Genomic DNA, 18,579 nt, shown 5'->3' on the forward strand with positions numbered 1-18,579 from the left:
TCCGTGATAAACTGAGAAAATCTCTCACTTCAAGATTTCTCAGGACGATGAAAAAGAAACGCCCCGTACTTCAGGATGTCGCCGATCGCGTCGGTGTGACCAAAATGACGGTCAGCCGTTTTTTACGTAACCCGGAACAGGTTTCCGTGGCGTTACGTGGCAAGATTGCCGCTGCCCTTGATGAACTGGGTTATATCCCCAACCGCGCACCCGATATTCTCTCCAATGCGACCAGCCGTGCGGTGGGCGTCCTGCTTCCTTCCTTGACCAACCAGGTTTTCGCTGAAGTATTACGTGGAATCGAAAGCGTGACCGATGCCTTTGGCTATCAGACCATGCTCGCGCACTACGGTTACAAGCCGGAACTGGAAGAGGAACGTCTTGAATCGATGCTTTCCTGGAACATCGACGGCCTGATTTTAACGGAGCGTACCCACACTGCCCGCACGCTCAAAATGATTGAAGTGGCCGGTATCCCGGTGGTGGAACTGATGGACAGCCAGTCGCCTTGCCTCGATATCGCCGTTGGGTTCGATAACTTTGAAGCGGCGCGTCAGATGACGGCGGCGATCATTGCGCGCGGTCATCGCCACATTGCCTATCTGGGTGCACGCCTTGATGAACGTACTATCATCAAACAGAAGGGATACGAGCAGGCGATGCTCGACGCCGGTTTAACCCCGTACAGCGTGATGGTGGAGCAATCCTCGTCCTACACCTCGGGTATTGAGCTGATGCGTCAGGCGCGACGCGAGTATCCGCAACTGGACGGTATTTTCTGTACCAACGATGACCTTGCGGTCGGCGCGGCGTTTGAGTGCCAGCGTCTGGGGCTGAAGATCCCCGACGATATGGCGATCGCCGGTTTCCACGGCCACGACATCGGCCAGGTGATGGAGCCGCGTCTGGCGAGCGTCCTGACCCCGCGTGAACGTATGGGCCGCATTGGCGCAGAACGCCTGCTGGCGCGCATTCGTGGTGAGGCAGTTACTCCTAAAATGTTAGATTTAGGTTTCACCTTGTCACCGGGTGGATCTATTTAATCCGACAAATTTGAAGTAGCTCACACTTATTCACTTCGCGCACGTTTGGATATTGCTTCTCTTTTGCCCCGGCAGGACAATGTTACCGATAACTGTTACCCGTAACAATTGACTGAGGGACACCCTTTGAGCACGACTAATCACGATCACCACGTTTACGTCCTGATGGGCGTGTCCGGTAGCGGTAAATCTGCCGTGGCGAGCGAAGTGGCGCATCAACTTCAGGCTGCGTTTCTTGATGGCGACTTCCTCCATCCGCGCAGCAACATCATGAAAATGGCCTCCGGCGAGCCGCTGAACGACGACGACCGCAAACCGTGGCTGCAGGCGCTGAACGATGCCGCCTTTGCGATGCAGCGTACTAACAAAGTCTCCCTGATCGTCTGCTCCGCGCTGAAAAAAACCTACCGCGACCTGCTGCGCGACGGTAACCCGAACCTCTCCTTCATCTATCTGAAGGGCGATTTCGAGGTGATTGAAAGCCGTCTGAAGGCGCGTAAAGGTCACTTCTTCAAAACCCAGATGCTGGTTACGCAGTTCGAAGCGCTGCAGGAGCCGGGTGCGGATGAGCAGGACGTCTTAGTGGTTGATATCGATCAGTCACTGGAAGGTGTTGTCGCCAGCACCATCGAGGTCATTAATAAAAGGCAGTAAGTTTTGAGTACATTAACGCTTGTTTTGACAGCAGTGGGTTCCGTTTTGCTGCTGCTGTTTCTCGTGATGAAGGCGCGTATGCATGCCTTCGTTGCTTTGATGGTGGTTTCTATTGGTGCAGGTCTCTTTTCCGGTATGCCGCTCGACAAGATCGCCGCGACGATGGAAAAAGGGATGGGTGGCACGCTGGGTTTCCTGGCGATTGTGGTCGCGCTCGGCGCGATGTTTGGCAAGATTTTGCACGAGACGGGCGCGGTCGATCAGATTGCCGTCAAGATGCTGAAATCCTTCGGCCACAGCCGCGCGCACTACGCGATTGGTCTGGCTGGCCTGATTTGCGCGCTGCCGCTGTTCTTCGAAGTGGCGGTAGTGCTGCTGATTAGCGTCGCGTTCTCGATGGCACGCCATACCGGTACGAACCTCGTGAAGCTGGTCATTCCGCTGTTTGCGGGCGTGGCGGCGGCCGCGGCGTTCCTGCTGCCGGGGCCTGCGCCGATGCTGCTGGCTTCCCAGATGCACGCTGACTTCGGCTGGATGATCCTCATTGGCCTCTGCGCCGCGATCCCGGGGATGATTATCGCCGGCCCGCTGTGGGGTAACTTCATCAGCCGCTACGTTGAGCTGCACATTCCTGATGACATCACCGAGCCGCACCTGGGCGAGGGCAAAATGCCTTCCTTCGGCTTCAGCCTGTCGCTGATCCTGCTCCCGCTGGTGCTGGTGGGTCTGAAAACCATCGCCGCGCGCTTTGTGCCGGTCGGTTCCAGCGCTTACGAGTGGTTTGAGTTCATCGGCCACCCGTTCACGGCGATTCTGGTGGCCTGTCTGGTGGCGATTTACGGCCTGGCAATGCGTCAGGGGATGCCGAAAGACCGCGTGATGGAGATTTGCGGTGCCGCGCTGCAGCCTGCGGGTATTATCCTGCTGGTGATCGGTGCCGGCGGCGTGTTCAAGCAGGTTCTGGTGGATTCTGGCGTAGGTCCGGCTCTGGGCGAAGCGCTGACCGGAATGGGCCTGCCGATTGCGGTCACCTGCTTCGTGCTGGCGGCGGCGGTGCGTATCATCCAGGGTTCCGCAACCGTGGCGTGCTTAACGGCGGTGGGCCTGGTTATGCCGGTGATTGAACAGCTGAACTACTCCGGTGCGCAGATGGCGGCGCTGTCTATCTGTATCGCGGGCGGTTCGATTGTGGTATCCCACGTGAACGACGCAGGCTTTTGGCTGTTCGGTAAATTTACCGGTGCCACTGAAGCGCAAACCCTGAAAACCTGGACGCTGATGGAAACCATCCTCGGCACGACGGGTGCGATTGTCGGGATGATTGCGTTTACGTTGTTGAGCTAACTCCGGTTTTCTCCCTCTCCCAGTGGGAGAGGGTCGGGGTGAGGGCAACAGGCCGCAGAGGCCGTATGTTAGTCGGGTGGCGGCTTCGCCTTACCCGACCTACAAAAAAATCAGGTCCCGTAGGCCGGGTAAGCGCAAGCGCCACCCGGCTTTTTTACATCTTCACCCTTTCATCCACGCCCGTATCCCGTCCAGGAACATCTGCGTCGCCATCATCACCAGAATCAGCCCCATCAGGCGCTCCAGGGCGTTCACCCCTTTTTCACCGAGCAGGCGCAGGAACAGCGACGACTGCAGCAGGATGATAAACGTCCCGCCCCAGGCAATCAGCAGGGCAATCACCAGGTGGCTCATCTGATTCGGGTACTGGTGCGACAACAGCATCAGCGTCGCCAGAATCGTTGGCCCGGCAACCAGCGGGATCGCCAGCGGCACAATAAACGGCTCTTCACCCGCTGGCAAGCCGCTGCTGCTGCCTTCCGCGCTCGGGAAAATCATTTTGATGGCAATCAGGAACAGAATAATCCCGCCGGAAATGGAGACCGTTTCGGCGCGTAGGTTCAGGAACGCGAGGATCTTCTCCCCGGCAAACAGGAAGATAAACATCACCAGCAGGGCGATGAGCAGCTCGCGGATCATGATCGCCCGACGGCGCTTCGGCTCGGTGTGCTTTAACACCGACATGAAGATCGGCAGGTTTCCTAGTGGATCCATTATCAGGATCAATAAAACCGCCGCGGAAATGATTTCACTCATGTAAATTATCCCTGAAACTCTCTATGGTTATTATGATAATTAGCTGTATTTCTGATTGCCGGGCAATCATCGATTAATTTCGCTTGCGACTTTGGCAGCATTTTGTAATGTGAAGCATATCCCAGTTCAATACTGGCTTGCACAATCAGCACACACCCTCAGCAGGAAAAAAATGCTATGAAAAACGTTGGTTTTATCGGCTGGCGCGGTATGGTCGGCTCTGTACTCATGCAACGCATGGTTGAAGAGCGCGATTTCGACGCTATCCGCCCGGTCTTCTTCTCCACTTCCCAGCTCGGCCAGGCTGCTCCGTCCTTTGGTGGTACCACAGGCACGTTGCAGGATGCTTACGATCTGGAAGCGCTGAAGGCACTCGACATTATTGTGACGTGCCAGGGCGGCGATTATACCAACGAAATCTATCCAAAGCTGCGTGAAAGCGGCTGGCAGGGCTACTGGATTGACGCGGCCTCTTCGCTGCGCATGAAGGACGATGCCATCATCATTCTCGACCCGGTTAACCAGGGCGTGATCACCGACGGCCTGAACAACGGCGTGAAAACCTTTGTTGGCGGTAACTGTACTGTCAGCCTGATGCTGATGTCCCTCGGCGGCCTGTTCGCGCAGGATCTGGTGGAGTGGGTCTCCGTGGCGACCTACCAGGCCGCGTCCGGCGGCGGCGCGCGTCACATGCGCGAGCTGCTGACCCAGATGGGCCAGCTGCACCAGAGCGTCGCGACCGAGCTGGCAAACCCGGCGTCCGCGATTCTTGATATCGAGCGTAAGGTTACTCAGCTGACCCGCAGCGGCGAGCTGCCGGTGGACAACTTCGGCGTACCGCTGGCCGGTGGTCTGATCCCATGGATCGACAAACAGCTGGATAACGGCCAGACCCGAGAAGAGTGGAAGGGCCAGGCTGAGACCAACAAAATCCTCGCGACCGCGAACACCATTCCGGTTGACGGCCTCTGCGTGCGTATCGGCGCGCTGCGCTGCCACAGCCAGGCTTTCACCATTAAACTGAAAAAAGATGTGTCTATTCCGACCGTGGAAGAGCTGCTGGCCGCACACAACCCGTGGGCGAAAGTGGTGCCAAACGATCGCGATATCACCATGCGCGAACTGACCCCGGCAGCCGTCACCGGCACGCTGACCACGCCGGTTGGCCGTCTGCGCAAGCTGAACATGGGGCCGGAGTACCTTTCCGCGTTCACCGTCGGCGACCAGCTCCTGTGGGGTGCCGCCGAACCGCTGCGCCGCATGCTGCGCCAGCTGGCGTAATAATTTGTTAAATACCGGGGGTGATTTTCACCCCTTTTTTTTGCGTACTACATGGAGTAACACGCGGATGTCTTATTTTTTATCAGGAGTCATTTAGAGCGTTGGCTATGCTTTAAGGAAGAGTCATTTCTTACCTGAGGTTCGAACGGAGCAGAAAGGATGCACATATTTGTGCTGTCCCGTTCAGGTCACATTAAAAGTCGTCCCGGAGCGCGTAAAAAGGACGACATAAAAAACAGGATGAATACCATGTCCGATCGTGTGGATAGAGACGTGATTAATGCGCTTATTGCGGGTCATTTTGCTGACCCCTTTTCTGTGCTTGGGATGCACCGAACGGAGGCTGGACTGGAAGTTCGGGCGCTGTTGCCGGATGCCACAGAAGTTTGGGTGATAGAACCCAAAACCGGCCGCAAGGTCGGCAATCTGGAATGCCTCGATTCTCGTGGCTTCTTCTCGGGCGTGATGCCCCGTCGTAAAAACCCTTTTCGCTATCAGCTTGCCGTCATCTGGCACGGTCAGCAGAACCTGATTGACGACCCTTACAGCTTCGGCCCGCTCCTGAAAGAGATGGACGCCTGGCTGCTGTCCGAAGGGACTCACCTGCGGCCCTATGAAACGCTGGGCGCGCATGCCGATACCATGGACGGGATCACCGGCACACGCTTTTCCGTGTGGGCACCGAATGCCCGGCGGGTTTCCGTTGTCGGGCAGTTCAACTATTGGGATGGCCGCCGTCATCCGATGCGCCTGCGCCGTGAAACCGGCATCTGGGAGCTGTTTATCCCCGGCGCGCAAAACGGCCAGCTCTATAAGTTCGAGATGATCGATACCAACGGCAAGCTGCGCATTAAAGCTGACCCGTATGCCTTTGAAGCGCAGATGCGCCCGGATACCGCGTCGCTGATTTGTGGGCTGCCGGAGAAGATCGTCCAGACGGAAGAACGCAAGCAGGCCAACCGCTTCGACGCGCCAATCTCCGTCTATGAGGTGCATCTCGGCTCCTGGCGTCGCCACACCGATAATAACTTCTGGCTCAGCTATCGTGAATTGGCCGATCAGCTGGTGCCGTACGCCAAATGGATGGGCTTTACTCACCTTGAGCTGCTGCCGATTAACGAACACCCGTTCGACGGAAGCTGGGGCTACCAGCCTACCGGGCTGTATGCGCCAACGCGCCGCTTTGGCACGCGCGATGATTTCCGCTATTTCATCAATGCCGCGCATGCCGCCGGGCTGAACGTGATCCTCGACTGGGTGCCCGGCCACTTCCCGTCTGATGATTTCAGTTTGTCGGAATTTGACGGCACGAAGCTGTACGAGCACAGCGACCCGCGCGAAGGCTATCACCAGGACTGGAACACGCTGATCTATAACTACGGTCGCCGTGAAGTGACAAACTTCCTGGTGGGCAACGCGCTGTACTGGATCGAGCGCTTCGGTATTGATGCCCTGCGCGTCGATGCGGTGGCGTCGATGATCTACCGCGACTACAGCCGTAAAGAGGGGGAGTGGATCCCGAACGAGTTTGGTGGCCGTGAAAATCTGGAAGCCATTGAGTTCCTGCGCAACACCAACCGCATTCTCGGCGAGCAGGTGGAAGGCGCGGTGACGATGGCGGAAGAGTCCACCGACTTCCCCGGCGTCTCTCGCCCTCCGTCAATGGGGGGGCTGGGCTTCTGGTACAAGTGGAACCTGGGCTGGATGCACGACACGCTCGACTACATGAAGCTCGACCCGGTTCACCGTCAGTACCACCACGACAAGCTCACCTTCGGGCTGCTCTACAACTACACCGAAAACTTCATGCTGCCGCTGTCGCATGATGAAGTGGTGCACGGTAAAAAATCCATTCTTGACCGCATGCCGGGCGACGCGTGGCAGAAGTTTGCCAACCTGCGCGCTTACTACGGCTGGATGTTCGCTTTCCCGGGCAAGAAACTGCTGTTTATGGGCAATGAATTCGCGCAGGGCCGAGAGTGGAACCACGATTCCAGCCTCGACTGGCACCTGCTGGAAGGCGGTGACAACTGGCACCACGGCGTACAGCGTCTGGTGCGTGACCTGAACCTGACCTATCGCCACCACAAAGCGCTGCACGAGCTGGATTTTGACCCGTACGGCTTCGAGTGGCTGGTGGTGGACGATCGTGAACGGTCGGTATTTGTCTTTGTGCGCCGCGATAAAGCGGGCAATGAAATTATCGTTGCCAGCAATTTCACGCCGGTGCCGCGCGAACATTACCGCTTCGGCATTAACCAGGCAGGGAAATGGCGCGAAATACTGAACACCGATTCTATGCATTATCACGGCAGCAACGCGGGTAACGGCGGTCTGGTGCAGAGCGATGCTCTCGAAAGCCACGGGCGTCCTCATTCCCTGAGCCTGACGCTGCCGCCGCTAAGCACCATCTGGCTGGTGCGGGAGGGGGAATGACGCAGCTTACGGCAGGTAATCCCGAACCGCTCGGGGCGCGCTTTGACGGGAAGGGGGTGAACTTCACGCTCTTTTCTGCGCACGCGGAGCGGGTAGAACTCTGTGTGTTTGACGGGGAAGGTAACGAGCACCGTTACGATTTACCGTCCCGCACGGGGGATATCTGGCACGGTTACCTGTCCGGCGGGCGTCCGGGAATGCACTACGGTTTTCGCGTTCACGGCGCATGGGAGCCTTCACAGGGACACTGGTTTAACCCGGCGAAGCTGTTGATTGACCCGTGTGCGCACCGTGTGGACGGCGAGTTTAAAGACGACCCGATTTTCCACGTCGGCTACGGTGAACCCGACCACCGCGACAGTGCGCCGCTCGCGCCAAAAAGCGTGGTGGTGAACGACCTCTACGACTGGGAAGACGATGCCCCGCCGCGCACGCCGTGGGGCAATACCGTCATTTACGAAGCGCATGTGAAAGGGCTGACGTATCTGCACCCGTCGATTCCCAAAGAGATGCGCGGGACCTATAAAGCGCTCGGGCATCCGACCATGGTTGCCTACCTGAAGCACTTAGGGATCACCGCGCTGGAGCTGCTGCCCGTGGCGCATTTCGCCAGCGAGCCGCGGTTACAGCGCCTTGGGCTAAGCAACTACTGGGGTTACAACCCGCTGGCGATGTTCGCCCTTGAACCCCGCTATGCCGCCCATCCTGAAAAAGCCCGGGACGAGTTCCGCGATGCGGTGAAGGCACTCCACGCGGCGGGCATTGAGGTCATTCTGGATGTGGTGCTCAACCACAGTGCCGAAAGCGATCTCGATGGCCCGACGCTCTCGCAGCGCGGAATTGATAACCGTAGCTATTATTGGATCAGGGAAGATGGCGATTATGAGAACTGGACCGGCTGCGGTAACACGCTCAATCTCAACCATCCGGCGGTGACGCATTATGCGTATGAGTGCCTGAAATATTGGGTGGAAACCTTCCATGTCGACGGTTTTCGTTTCGACCTGGCCCCCGTCATGGGGCGCACGCCGGCGTTCAGCCAGCAGGCACCGCTGTTTGAGGCAATCAAAAATTGCCCGGTGTTGTCGCAGGTGAAGCTGATTGCCGAGCCGTGGGACATAGGTGAGGGCGGCTATCAGGTGGGAAATTTCCCGCCGCTGTTTGCCGAGTGGAACGATCACTACCGCGATGCCATCCGCCGCTTCTGGCTGGCGCGCGATCTGTCGTTGGGGGAATTCGCAGGACGTTTTGCCGGCTCCAGCGATCTCTTTAAGCGCGACGGCAAACGTCCGTCGGCCACCATCAACCTGGTAACGGCGCACGACGGTTTCACGCTTCGCGACTGCGTTTGTTTCAATCAGAAACACAATGAGGCAAACGGCGAGGAGAATCGCGATGGGACTAACAATAACCATAGCTTTAACCATGGTATAGAAGGGTTAGGCGGAAGTCTGGACGTGATCGAGCGGCGACGCGCCAGCGTTCACGCGCTGCTGACGACGCTTTTGTTGTCGCAGGGCACGCCGATGCTGCTTGCGGGCGACGAGCACGGCCACAGCCAGCACGGCAACAACAACGCCTATTGCCAGGATAACACCTTAACCTGGCTCGACTGGGGAGAAGCAAACAGCGGGTTGACCCATTTCACCGCGGCGCTAATCCACCTCCGCCAGCAAATCCCGGCGCTTACCGCCGACAGCTGGTGGGAAGAGGGCGACGGCAACGTTCGCTGGCTGAATAAAGACGCGCAACCGCTGAGCGCGCAAGAGTGGCAACACGGCATAACCTGTCTGCAAATCCTGCTCTCGGATACGTGGCTGGTCACGCTGAACGCGACGGATGACGTCGCAGAGATTGTTTTACCTGACGGGGAGTGGCGAGCCGTTCCCCCCTTTGCCGGAGCGGATAATCCGGTTGTTATGGCTGTCTGGCACGGGCCTGCGCACGGAGTGTGCGTATTCCAAAGATGATAAAAAAGGAGTTAGTCATGGTTAGATTAGAGAAGAACGATCCGTTAATGTTGGCTCGCCAGCTACCATTAAAAACTGTTGCCCTGATACTCGCGGGCGGGCGTGGAACCCGTCTGAAAGATTTGACCATCAAGCGCGCCAAACCGGCCGTTCACTTTGGTGGTAAGTTCCGCATCATCGACTTTGCGCTCTCCAACTGCCTGAATTCTGGCATTCGCCGCATTGGCGTCATTACTCAGTATCAGTCGCACACGCTGGTGCAGCATATCCAGCGCGGCTGGTCGTTCTTTAGCGAAGAGATGAACGAGTTTGTCGATCTGCTCCCGGCGCAGCAGCGCGTTCACGGGGAAAACTGGTATCGCGGCACGGCGGATGCGGTGACCCAGAACCTCGATATTATTCGCCGCTACAGCGCGGAATATATTGTCATCCTCGCGGGTGACCACATCTACAAGCAAGACTACTCGCACATGCTCATCGACCACGTCGAAAAAGGGGCGCGCTGCACCGTGGCGTGTCTGCCGGTGCCCGTTGCTGAGGCGACGGCGTTTGGTGTGATGCACGTGGATGCCGACGACAAGATTATCGACTTTGTTGAAAAACCGGCGAACCCGCCGACCATGCCGGGAGATGACACCAAATCGCTCGCCAGTATGGGGATCTATATCTTTGATGCAGAATACCTTTATGAGCTTCTGGAAGAAGACGACAAAGACGAAAACTCCAGCCACGACTTCGGTAAAGACATCATCCCGAAAATCACCAAAGCTGGCATGGCGTATGCACATCCTTTCCCGCTGTCCTGCGTGCAGTCAGACCCGAATGCGGAACCTTACTGGCGCGACGTCGGTACGCTGGAAGCCTACTGGAAAGCGAACCTCGACCTGGCGTCCGTGACGCCTGAACTGGATATGTACGACCAGAACTGGCCGATTCGCACCCACATGGAATCGCTGCCGCCCGCGAAGTTCGTGCAGGACCGCTCCGGCAGCCACGGAATGACGCTGAACTCGCTGGTTTCCGGCGGGTGCATTATCTCCGGCTCTGTGGTGGTGCAGTCCGTGCTGTTCCCCCGCGTGCGTGTGAATTCATTCTGTAATATCGACTCGGCAGTCCTGCTGCCGGATGTCTGGGTAGGGCGCTCGTGTCGTCTTCGCCGTTGCGTGATCGACCGTGCCTGCGTCATCCCTGAAGGGATGGTGATTGGTGAAAACGCGGAAGAAGATGCGCGTCGCTTCTACCGTTCTGAAGAGGGGATCGTGTTAGTCACACGGGAAATGTTGCGGAAGCTGCAAATCAAACAGGAGCGATGATGCAGGTTTTACACGTATGTTCTGAGATGTTCCCGTTGCTGAAGACGGGCGGGCTGGCGGACGTTCTTGGCGCATTACCGGCGGCGCAGATCGCCGGTGGGGTGGATACCCGAGTCCTGTTGCCCGCCTTCCCGGATATCCGGCGTGGTATTCCTGATGCAAAGGTCGTTACCCGCCGTGAAACCTTCGCCGGACGCATCACCCTGCTATTTGGACATTACAATGGCGTAGGGATTTACCTGATCGACGCGCCTCACCTGTACGACCGACCGGGCAGTCCGTATCACGATACGAACCTGTTCGCCTATACCGACAACGTGCTGCGCTTTGCGCTGCTCGGCTGGGTGGGGGCGGAGATGGCCGTCGGGCTGGATCCGTTCTGGCGACCGGATGTGGTACACGCGCATGACTGGCATGCTGGCCTGGCGCCTGCGTATCTGGCGGCGAAAGGTCATCCGGCCAAATCGGTCTTTACGGTGCACAACCTGGCGTATCAGGGCATGTACTATGCCCATCATATGAATGACATCGATCTGCCATGGTCGTTCTATAACATGCACGGCCTGGAGTTTAACGGGCAGATCTCGTTCCTGAAGGCGGGGCTGTACTACGCCGATCACATCACGGCGGTGAGTCCAACCTACGCGCGTGAAATCACCCAGCCAGAGTTTGGCTACGGTCTGGAGGGGCTGTTACAACAGCGCCACCGTGAAGGCCGTCTGTCGGGCATTCTGAACGGCGTGGATGAAAAGATCTGGAGTCCGGATACCGATCTCCTTTTGGCTGCGCGCTATGGCCGCGATTCGGTGGAAGACAAAGCTGAAAACAAACGCCAGCTGCAAATTGCGATGGGGCTGAAGGTGAACGACAAAGTGCCGCTGTTCGCCGTGGTCAGCCGCCTGACCAGCCAGAAAGGGCTGGATTTGGTGCTCGAAGCGCTGCCGGGCCTACTGGAGCAGGGCGGCCAGCTGGCGCTGCTCGGCGCGGGCGATCCGGTGCTGCAGGAAGGTTTTCTTGCCGCCGCAGCAGAACATCCGGGGCAGGTGGGCGTGCAGATTGGTTATCACGAAGCGTTCTCGCACCGCATTATGGGTGGGGCAGACGTCATTCTGGTGCCGAGCCGCTTTGAACCCTGTGGCCTGACGCAGCTCTACGGCCTGAAATACGGCACGCTGCCGCTGGTACGCCGCACGGGCGGGCTGGCGGATACGGTGTCCGACAGCTCTCTGGAAAACCTGGCGGACGGTATCGCCAGCGGCTTTGTTTTTGAGGACAGTAATGCCTGGTCGCTGCTTCGCGCGATTCGGCGTGCGTTCGTCTTGTGGTCCCGTCCATCGCTGTGGCGTTACGTACAACGTCAGGCGATGTCCATGGACTTTAGCTGGCACGTTGCGGCGCAGTCCTACCGCGACCTTTATCAACGCTTGATGTAACGAGGCGAAGTTACTGATATGAACGCTCCATTTAGCTACTCTTCACCCACGCTCAGCGTTGAGGCGTTAAAGCACTCCATCGCCTACAAGCTGATGTTCACCATCGGGAAAGATCCGGTTATCGCCAACAAACACGAGTGGCTGAACGCCACCCTGTTTGCGGTGCGTGACCGTTTAGTCGAACGCTGGCTGCGCTCCAACCGCGCCCAGCTCTCGCAGGAAACGCGTCAGGTTTATTACCTGTCGATGGAATTTTTGATTGGCCGCACCCTCTCCAACGCGCTGCTGTCGCTCGGTATTTATGACGACGTCAAAACCGCGCTGGAAGAGATGGGGCTGGATTTAGAAGAGCTGATCGACGAAGAGAACGACCCCGGCCTCGGAAACGGTGGTCTGGGACGCCTTGCCGCCTGCTTCCTTGACTCGCTGGCGACGCTGGCGCTGCCGGGCCGCGGGTACGGCATCCGCTACGACTACGGCATGTTCAAGCAGAACATCGTTGATGGCCGCCAGAAAGAGTCCCCGGATTACTGGCTGGAATACGGCAACCCGTGGGAGTTCAAGCGTCACAACACGCGCTATAAAGTGCGCTTTGGCGGGCGTATTCAGCAGGAAGGCAAAAAATCCCGCTGGGTCGAAACCGAAGAGATCCTCGCCGTAGCCTATGACCAGATCATCCCCGGCTACGACACCGACGCCACCAACACGCTGCGCCTGTGGAATGCCCAGGCCAGTAGCGAGATCAACCTCGGTAAATTTAACCAGGGCGACTACTTTGCGGCAGTGGAAGATAAAAACCACTCCGAGAACGTGTCCCGCGTACTGTATCCGGACGATTCGACCTACTCGGGCCGCGAGCTGCGCCTGCGTCAGGAGTATTTCCTCGTCTCCTCGACGATTCAGGACATCCTCAGCCGCCACCATCAGCTGCACAAAACCTACGCCAATCTGGCGGAGAAAACGGCGATTCACCTCAACGACACGCATCCGGTGCTCTCCATTCCGGAACTGATGCGCCTGCTGATCGACGAACATAAGTTCAGCTGGGATGACGCCTTTGAAGTGACCTGTCAGGTGTTCTCGTATACCAACCACACGCTGATGAGCGAAGCGCTGGAAACCTGGCCGGTGGATATGCTCGGCAAAATTCTGCCGCGCCACCTGCAGATTATCTTTGAAATTAACGACTACTTCCTCAAGACCCTGCAGGAGCAGTACCCGAACGATACCGGCCTGCTGAGCCGTGCGTCGATCATCGATGAATCCAATGGTCGCCGCGTGCGCATGGCCTGGCTGGCGGTGGTGATCAGCCACAAGGTCAACGGGGTTTCCGAGCTGCACTCGAACCTGATGGTGCAGTCGCTGTTTGCGGATTTTGCGAAGATCTTCCCGACGCGTTTCTGCAACGTGACCAATGGCGTCACGCCGCGCCGCTGGCTGGCACTGGCGAACCCGCCGCTGTCTGACGTGCTGGACGAGAATATCGGCCGCACCTGGCGCACCGATTTGAGCCAGCTGAGCGAACTGGAACAGCACATCGATTTCCCGACGGTGAATAAAGCCGTGCGTGAAGCCAAGCTCCTCAACAAAAAGCGTCTGGCGGTCTGGCTGGCGATGCATCTGAACGTGGTGGCGAACCCGAAAGCGCTGTTCGACGTGCAGATCAAGCGTATTCACGAGTACAAACGTCAGCTGATGAACGTGCTGCATGTGATCACGCACTACAACCGTATCAAGGCCGCCCCTACGGCTGACTGGGTGCCGCGCGTGAAGATCTTTGCCGGTAAGGCGGCTTCCGCCTATTACATGGCGAAGCACATCATTCACCTGATTAACGACGTGGCGAAGGTGGTGAATACCGATCCGGACATCGGCGACAAGCTGAAGGTAGTTTTCATCCCTAACTACAGCGTGAGCCTGGCGCAGCTGATCATCCCGGCGGCGGATCTCTCAGAGCAGATTTCCACGGCGGGGACGGAAGCGTCCGGCACCAGTAACATGAAGTTTGCCCTGAACGGCGCGCTGACCATCGGCACGCTGGACGGCGCGAACGTCGAGATGCTGGAGCATGTGGGGGAAGAGAATATCTTTATTTTCGGTAATACCACGGAGGAGGTGGAGGAACTGCGCAGGCAGGGCTACAAACCGCGTGAGTATTATGAAGAGGATGAAGAGCTCCGTCAGGTGCTGACCCAAATCGCGACCGGGTTGTTTAATCCTGAAGAGCCCGGACGCTACCGGGACCTGGTGGATTCGCTGATTAACTTTGGCGATCACTACCAGGTGCTGGCGGATTATCGCAGCTACGTGGATTGTCAGGACCGGGTGGACGAGCTGTATCGTCAGCAGGAGAAGTGGACCATCACCGCGATGCATAACATCGCCAATATGGGGTATTTCTCGTCTGACAGGACCATCAAGGAGTATGCCGAGACGATCTGGCATATTGATCCGGTGCGGTTGTAAAAACAAAGCCGGGTGGCGGCTTCGCCTTACCCGGCCTACTCGATCCCGTAGGCCCGGTAAGCGCAGCGCCACCGGGCTTTTTTCTAATTACGACGCGAGTGACAATTCACGCTTTCCCGCATGCTGCTGCAACCACTGCGCCACGCGAGACTGCTGCTCGGCGTTGAGCCACATCCCCTCTTTGGTACGACGCCAGATGGCATCATCCAGGCGGCGAACCCACTCGTGCTCCACCAGGTAACGCAGCTCGGCTTCATACAGCTCATGACCGAAATGCTCGCCCAGATCGGCTAGCGCTTTCGCGTCACCCAGGAATAGCTCGGTGTTGCTGCCGTAGGTGCGGGCATAGTGGCGCGCCATGCCTTCGGTGATAAACGGGAAACGACGGCGTAGCTTCGCGGCGTAATCATCGCGGTTATCGCCGATATCACCGCCAGGCAGAACCGCGCCTTTGGTCCATGCCGGGCCAATGCCTTTATAGTACGGTGCCAGTTTTTCCAGCGCGTGCTCGGCCAGCTTGCGATAGGTGGTCAACTTGCCGCCAAACACCGACAGCAGCGGCGCCTGGCCGTCTACGTCGTGAATATCGAGCGTATAGTCGCGGGTGATGGCCTGCGGTGAGTCAGACTCGTCATCGCACAGCGGACGCACGCCGGAGTAGGTCCAGACCACGTCATCGCGCGCCAGCTGCTTCTTAAAGTGCGCGTTATACACTTTCAGCAGGTAGTTCACTTCGCTTTCGTCGATCTCGACGTTTTTCGGATCGCCTTTGTACTCCACGTCGGTGGTGCCGATGATCGAGAACTCGTCCATCCACGGGATGACAAACACGATGCGTTTATCTTCGTTCTGCAGAATGTAGGCCTGCTTCTGGGTATGCACGCGCGGCACCACAATGTGGCTGCCTTTGATCAGGCGGATGCCGTACGGAGAAGGCAGGTGCATGCCGTCATCGAAGAACTGCTTCACCCACGGGCCGGTGGCGTTCACCAGACCGCGCGCTTTCCAGCTGAACTTCTCGCCGGTATCCACGTCTTCCGCTTCCACAATCCACAGACCGTTTTCACGACGCGCGGCAGTGGCGCGGGTACGGGTTTTCACCTCGCCGCCTTTTTTCTCTACCATCTGCGCATTCGCTAGCACCAGACGCGCATCGTCCACCCAGCAGTCGGAATATTCGAAACCGCGCACGATTTCAGGCTTAAGGACCGATTCTGAGCCAAAACGCAAACCGCTCGAACCCGGCAGGCTGGTGCGCTTACCCAGATGATCGTACATAAACAGACCAATTCGGATCATCCACGCCGGACGCAGATGCGGGCGATGGGGCAGGCGGAAGCGCATCGGAATAGCCAGATGCGGGGCCATTTTCAGCAGCACTTCGCGTTCGGCCAGTGCTTCACTGACCAGGCGGAATTCGTAGTGTTCCAGGTAGCGCAGGCCACCGTGAATCAGTTTGGAGCTGGCGGACGAGGTCGCGCAGGCGAGATCGTTAGCTTCCAGCATCAGCACGGATAAACCGCGTCCTGCGGCATCGACCGCAATACCGGCACCGTTGATGCCACCGCCTATCACAATCAGATCTTTGGTTTCCATAACACCCTCACGCACTTTCGTTAAAGCTCAGAAATGTTCGATATCGCTCATAATAGCAAAGGAACGCGCTTTTGGTAACATCAAAAAAACAATTTAGAGTGATATGGATAACATAATGGCGTTTACCCGCCGCCAGGACGTACACTACGGGGTAACATAGTGCGGTCTGATGCCCTCACCCCAGCCCTCTCCCACGGGGAGAGGGGGATCCGTTTCCCTCTCCCTCAGGGAGAGGGTAGGGTGAGGGGAAAACGCACCACACCTGAATAAAAGATGAGAACACCATGGATCAGTTTGAATGTATTAACGTAGAAGAAGCCCACCAGAAGATGCACCAGGGAAAAGCGGTGCTGGTGGACATCCGCGATCCGCAAAGCTTTGCGATGGGCCACACGCCGGGCGCGTTCCATCTCACCAACGACACGCTGGGCGCGTTTATGCGCGATAACGACTTCGAGACGCCGGTAATGGTCATGTGCTACCACGGCAACAGCAGCAAAGGCGCGGCGCAGTATCTGCTTCAGCAGGGTTACGACGCGGTGTACAGCGTCGACGGCGGCTTCGATGCATGGCATCGTCATTTCCCGGCAGAAGTGGAATACGCTTTTGAGCGCTGATCCCGCTATACTGTCCCCTTTTGTGTGGAAATAAGCGACCGTCGCCCATGTTGATGATTACCTCCTTTACCAACCCGCGCGTCGCCCAGGCGTTTGTCGACTATATGGCGACGCAGGGCGTTATCCTGACCATTCAGCAACATAACCAGACCGACGTTTGGCTGGCCGACGAAAGCCAGGCCGCGCGCGTAAATGAAGAACTGGCGCGTTTCCTTGAGAACCCTGGCGATCCGCGCTATCTGGCGGCAAGCTGGCAATCCGGCCACACCGGCAGCGGGTTGCACTACAGTCGTTTTCCCTTCCTTGCCACCATCCGCGAACGCGCAGGGCCGTTTACGCTGCTGCTGATGGCGGCCTGCATTATCGTCTTCATCATTATGAACGTGGCGGGCGACCAGAGCGTAATGATTGCCCTGGCGTGGCCGTACGATCCGTCGCTGCAGTTTGACGTCTGGCGCTACTTTACCCACGCGCTGATGCACTTCTCGGTGATGCACATCCTCTTTAACCTGCTGTGGTGGTGGTATCTCGGCGGTATCGTGGAGAAGCGGCTCGGCAGCGGCAAGCTGATCGTTATCACCATTATTAGCGCCCTGCTGAGCGGCTATGTGCAGCATAAATTCAGCGGCCCGTGGTTTGGCGGATTGTCAGGCGTGGTGTACGCCCTGATGGGCTATGTCTGGCTCAGAGGTGAACGCGACCCTGAAAGCGGCATCTATCTGCAACGCGGTTTGATAACCTTTGCGTTAATATGGCTAATTGCCGGATGGTTTGATCTGTTTGGTATGTCTATCGCCAACGGTGCGCACGTCACCGGGCTGGCCGTGGGGCTGGCGATGGCCTTCGCCGACACGCTCCATGCGCGAAAACGAACATAATTCTCAGGGATAATTGATGAAACAAACACAACGTCATGACGCCATTATCGAACTGGTTAAAAAACAGGGATACGTCAGCACCGAAGAGCTGGTGGAGCAGTTTGCCGTCAGCCCACAAACCATCCGTCGTGACCTGAACGACCTGGCCGATCAGAACCGCATTCTGCGCCACCACGGCGGGGCGGCGCTGCCGTCCAGCTCGGTGAATACCTCCTGGCATGACCGTAAAGCCACGCAGACGGCAGAGAAAGAGCGGATTGCCCGCAAGGTCGCCAGCCAGATCCCAAACGGGGCGACGCTGTTTATTGATATCGGCACCACGCCGGAAGCGGTGGCCCATGCGCTGCTGGATCACGAGAACCTGCGCGTGGTGACGAACAACCTGAACGTGGCCAATACCCTGATGCAGAAAGACGATTTCCGCATCATCCTCGCGGGCGGCGAACTGCGCAGCCGCGACGGCGGGATTATCGGCGAAGCGACCCTCGATTTTATCTCCCAGTTCCGCCTCGACTTCGGCATTCTGGGGATCAGCGGCATCGACAGCGACGGCTCGCTGCTGGAGTTTGATTATCACGAGGTGCGCACCAAGCGCGCGATTATTGAAAACTCACGCCACGTGATGCTGGTGGTAGACCATTCCAAGTTTGGCCGTAACGCGATGGTGAACATGGGCAGCATCAGCATGGTGGATGCGGTTTATACCGACGTGATGCCGCCAGCGGGCGTGATGCAGGTGATTAAAGATAATAATTTGCAGTTAGAGTTGTGTTGAAAAGCCTTTCTCCCTCT

General features: G+C 57.6%; 14 protein-coding genes. 12 read left to right on the top strand and 2 right to left on the bottom strand.

Annotation, left to right across the window (positions count from 1 at the left end; translation table 11 throughout):
- Positions 1-47 precede the first annotated feature (47 nt).
- The 3 genes from gntR (at position 48) to gntU (ending at position 3,041) form a co-directional block, all read left to right on the top strand.
- A complete protein-coding gene (gntR, locus tag EXW94_RS09455) occupies positions 48-1,043 on the top strand; it encodes a gluconate operon transcriptional repressor GntR (RefSeq protein WP_089598541.1) in 996 nt (331 codons plus the stop codon).
- 126 nt (positions 1,044-1,169) lie between these two features.
- A complete protein-coding gene (gntK, locus tag EXW94_RS09460) occupies positions 1,170-1,697 on the top strand; it encodes a gluconokinase (protein ID WP_010436461.1) in 528 nt (175 codons plus the stop codon).
- A gap of 3 nt (positions 1,698-1,700) precedes the next feature.
- Positions 1,701-3,041 (top strand): gluconate transporter, encoded by a 1,341-nt coding sequence (gntU, locus tag EXW94_RS09465; RefSeq protein ID WP_010436459.1) that lies wholly within the window; start codon positions 1,701-1,703, stop codon positions 3,039-3,041.
- A gap of 162 nt (positions 3,042-3,203) precedes the next feature.
- Here the strand turns inward: gntU and yhgN are convergent, their stop codons facing one another.
- Positions 3,204-3,797, bottom strand: a complete 594-nt coding sequence (gene yhgN, locus EXW94_RS09470) for an NAAT family transporter YhgN (protein WP_003861574.1) — start codon at positions 3,795-3,797, stop codon at positions 3,204-3,206.
- Positions 3,798-3,974: 177 nt separating this feature from the next.
- Here yhgN and asd point away from each other — a divergent pair, with 177 nt between their 5' ends.
- The 6 genes from asd (at position 3,975) to glgP (ending at position 14,696) form a co-directional block, all read left to right on the top strand.
- Positions 3,975-5,078 carry an aspartate-semialdehyde dehydrogenase gene (gene asd, locus EXW94_RS09475; protein WP_033146834.1) on the top strand — a complete coding sequence of 368 codons (1,104 nt, stop codon included), beginning with the start codon at positions 3,975-3,977 and terminating at the stop codon, positions 5,076-5,078.
- Between the two features lie 249 nt (positions 5,079-5,327).
- A complete protein-coding gene (glgB, locus tag EXW94_RS09480; RefSeq protein ID WP_174340020.1) occupies positions 5,328-7,514 on the top strand; it encodes a 1,4-alpha-glucan branching enzyme in 2,187 nt (728 codons plus the stop codon).
- Positions 7,511-9,484 (top strand): glycogen debranching protein GlgX, encoded by a 1,974-nt coding sequence (gene glgX, locus EXW94_RS09485; protein ID WP_174340021.1) that lies wholly within the window; start codon positions 7,511-7,513, stop codon positions 9,482-9,484. Before glgB ends, glgX begins: the two co-directional genes overlap by 4 nt.
- A gap of 17 nt (positions 9,485-9,501) precedes the next feature.
- Positions 9,502-10,797 carry a glucose-1-phosphate adenylyltransferase gene (glgC, locus tag EXW94_RS09490; RefSeq protein WP_042718928.1) on the top strand — a complete coding sequence of 432 codons (1,296 nt, stop codon included), beginning with the start codon at positions 9,502-9,504 and terminating at the stop codon, positions 10,795-10,797.
- On the top strand, positions 10,797-12,230 hold the full coding sequence (gene glgA, locus EXW94_RS09495; RefSeq protein WP_089598546.1) for a glycogen synthase GlgA: 1,434 nt from the start codon (positions 10,797-10,799) through the stop codon (positions 12,228-12,230). Before glgC ends, glgA begins: the two co-directional genes overlap by 1 nt.
- An 18-nt stretch (positions 12,231-12,248) precedes the next feature.
- Positions 12,249-14,696 (top strand): glycogen phosphorylase, encoded by a 2,448-nt coding sequence (gene glgP, locus EXW94_RS09500; protein WP_174340022.1) that lies wholly within the window; start codon positions 12,249-12,251, stop codon positions 14,694-14,696.
- Between the two features lie 87 nt (positions 14,697-14,783).
- Here glgP and glpD read toward each other — a convergent pair whose 3' ends face one another.
- Entirely contained in the window at positions 14,784-16,292 is a 1,509-nt protein-coding gene (gene glpD / locus EXW94_RS09505; protein ID WP_174340023.1) for a glycerol-3-phosphate dehydrogenase, read from the bottom strand.
- A gap of 284 nt (positions 16,293-16,576) precedes the next feature.
- On the opposite strand from glpD, the gene glpE reads away from it, so the two are divergent.
- From glpE to EXW94_RS09520, 3 genes are read left to right on the top strand one after another with little or no spacing between them, the layout of a single operon-like run.
- Entirely contained in the window at positions 16,577-16,909 is a 333-nt protein-coding gene (gene glpE / locus EXW94_RS09510) for a thiosulfate sulfurtransferase GlpE (RefSeq protein ID WP_006177908.1), read from the top strand.
- A 47-nt stretch (positions 16,910-16,956) separates the two neighbouring features.
- On the top strand, positions 16,957-17,787 hold the full coding sequence (glpG, locus tag EXW94_RS09515; RefSeq protein ID WP_108417707.1) for a rhomboid family intramembrane serine protease GlpG: 831 nt from the start codon (positions 16,957-16,959) through the stop codon (positions 17,785-17,787).
- 16 nt (positions 17,788-17,803) lie between these two features.
- Positions 17,804-18,562, top strand: a complete 759-nt coding sequence (locus tag EXW94_RS09520) for a DeoR/GlpR family transcriptional regulator (RefSeq protein WP_008503060.1) — start codon at positions 17,804-17,806, stop codon at positions 18,560-18,562.
- Positions 18,563-18,579 lie beyond the last annotated feature (17 nt).

This window comes from Enterobacter sp. JMULE2 (assembly GCF_013337145.1).
In the GTDB taxonomy this organism is placed as follows: domain Bacteria; phylum Pseudomonadota; class Gammaproteobacteria; order Enterobacterales; family Enterobacteriaceae; genus Enterobacter; species Enterobacter mori.

What these genes read in the sequence shown, in the direction of transcription:
- gntR (WP_089598541.1), top strand. Translation starts at nt 48, where the DNA reads ATGAAAAAGAAACGCCCCGTACTTCAGGATGTCGCCGATCGCGTCGGT.
- yhgN (WP_003861574.1), bottom strand. Translation starts at nt 3,797, where the DNA reads ATGAGTGAAATCATTTCCGCGGCGGTTTTATTGATCCTGATAATGGAT.
- asd (WP_033146834.1), top strand. Translation starts at nt 3,975, where the DNA reads ATGAAAAACGTTGGTTTTATCGGCTGGCGCGGTATGGTCGGCTCTGTA.
- glgB (WP_174340020.1), top strand. Translation starts at nt 5,328, where the DNA reads ATGTCCGATCGTGTGGATAGAGACGTGATTAATGCGCTTATTGCGGGT.
- glgX (WP_174340021.1), top strand. Translation starts at nt 7,511, where the DNA reads ATGACGCAGCTTACGGCAGGTAATCCCGAACCGCTCGGGGCGCGCTTT.
- glgC (WP_042718928.1), top strand. Translation starts at nt 9,502, where the DNA reads ATGGTTAGATTAGAGAAGAACGATCCGTTAATGTTGGCTCGCCAGCTA.
- glgA (WP_089598546.1), top strand. Translation starts at nt 10,797, where the DNA reads ATGCAGGTTTTACACGTATGTTCTGAGATGTTCCCGTTGCTGAAGACG.
- glgP (WP_174340022.1), top strand. Translation starts at nt 12,249, where the DNA reads ATGAACGCTCCATTTAGCTACTCTTCACCCACGCTCAGCGTTGAGGCG.
- glpD (WP_174340023.1), bottom strand. Translation starts at nt 16,292, where the DNA reads ATGGAAACCAAAGATCTGATTGTGATAGGCGGTGGCATCAACGGTGCC.
- glpE (WP_006177908.1), top strand. Translation starts at nt 16,577, where the DNA reads ATGGATCAGTTTGAATGTATTAACGTAGAAGAAGCCCACCAGAAGATG.
- glpG (WP_108417707.1), top strand. Translation starts at nt 16,957, where the DNA reads ATGTTGATGATTACCTCCTTTACCAACCCGCGCGTCGCCCAGGCGTTT.
- EXW94_RS09520 (WP_008503060.1), top strand. Translation starts at nt 17,804, where the DNA reads ATGAAACAAACACAACGTCATGACGCCATTATCGAACTGGTTAAAAAA.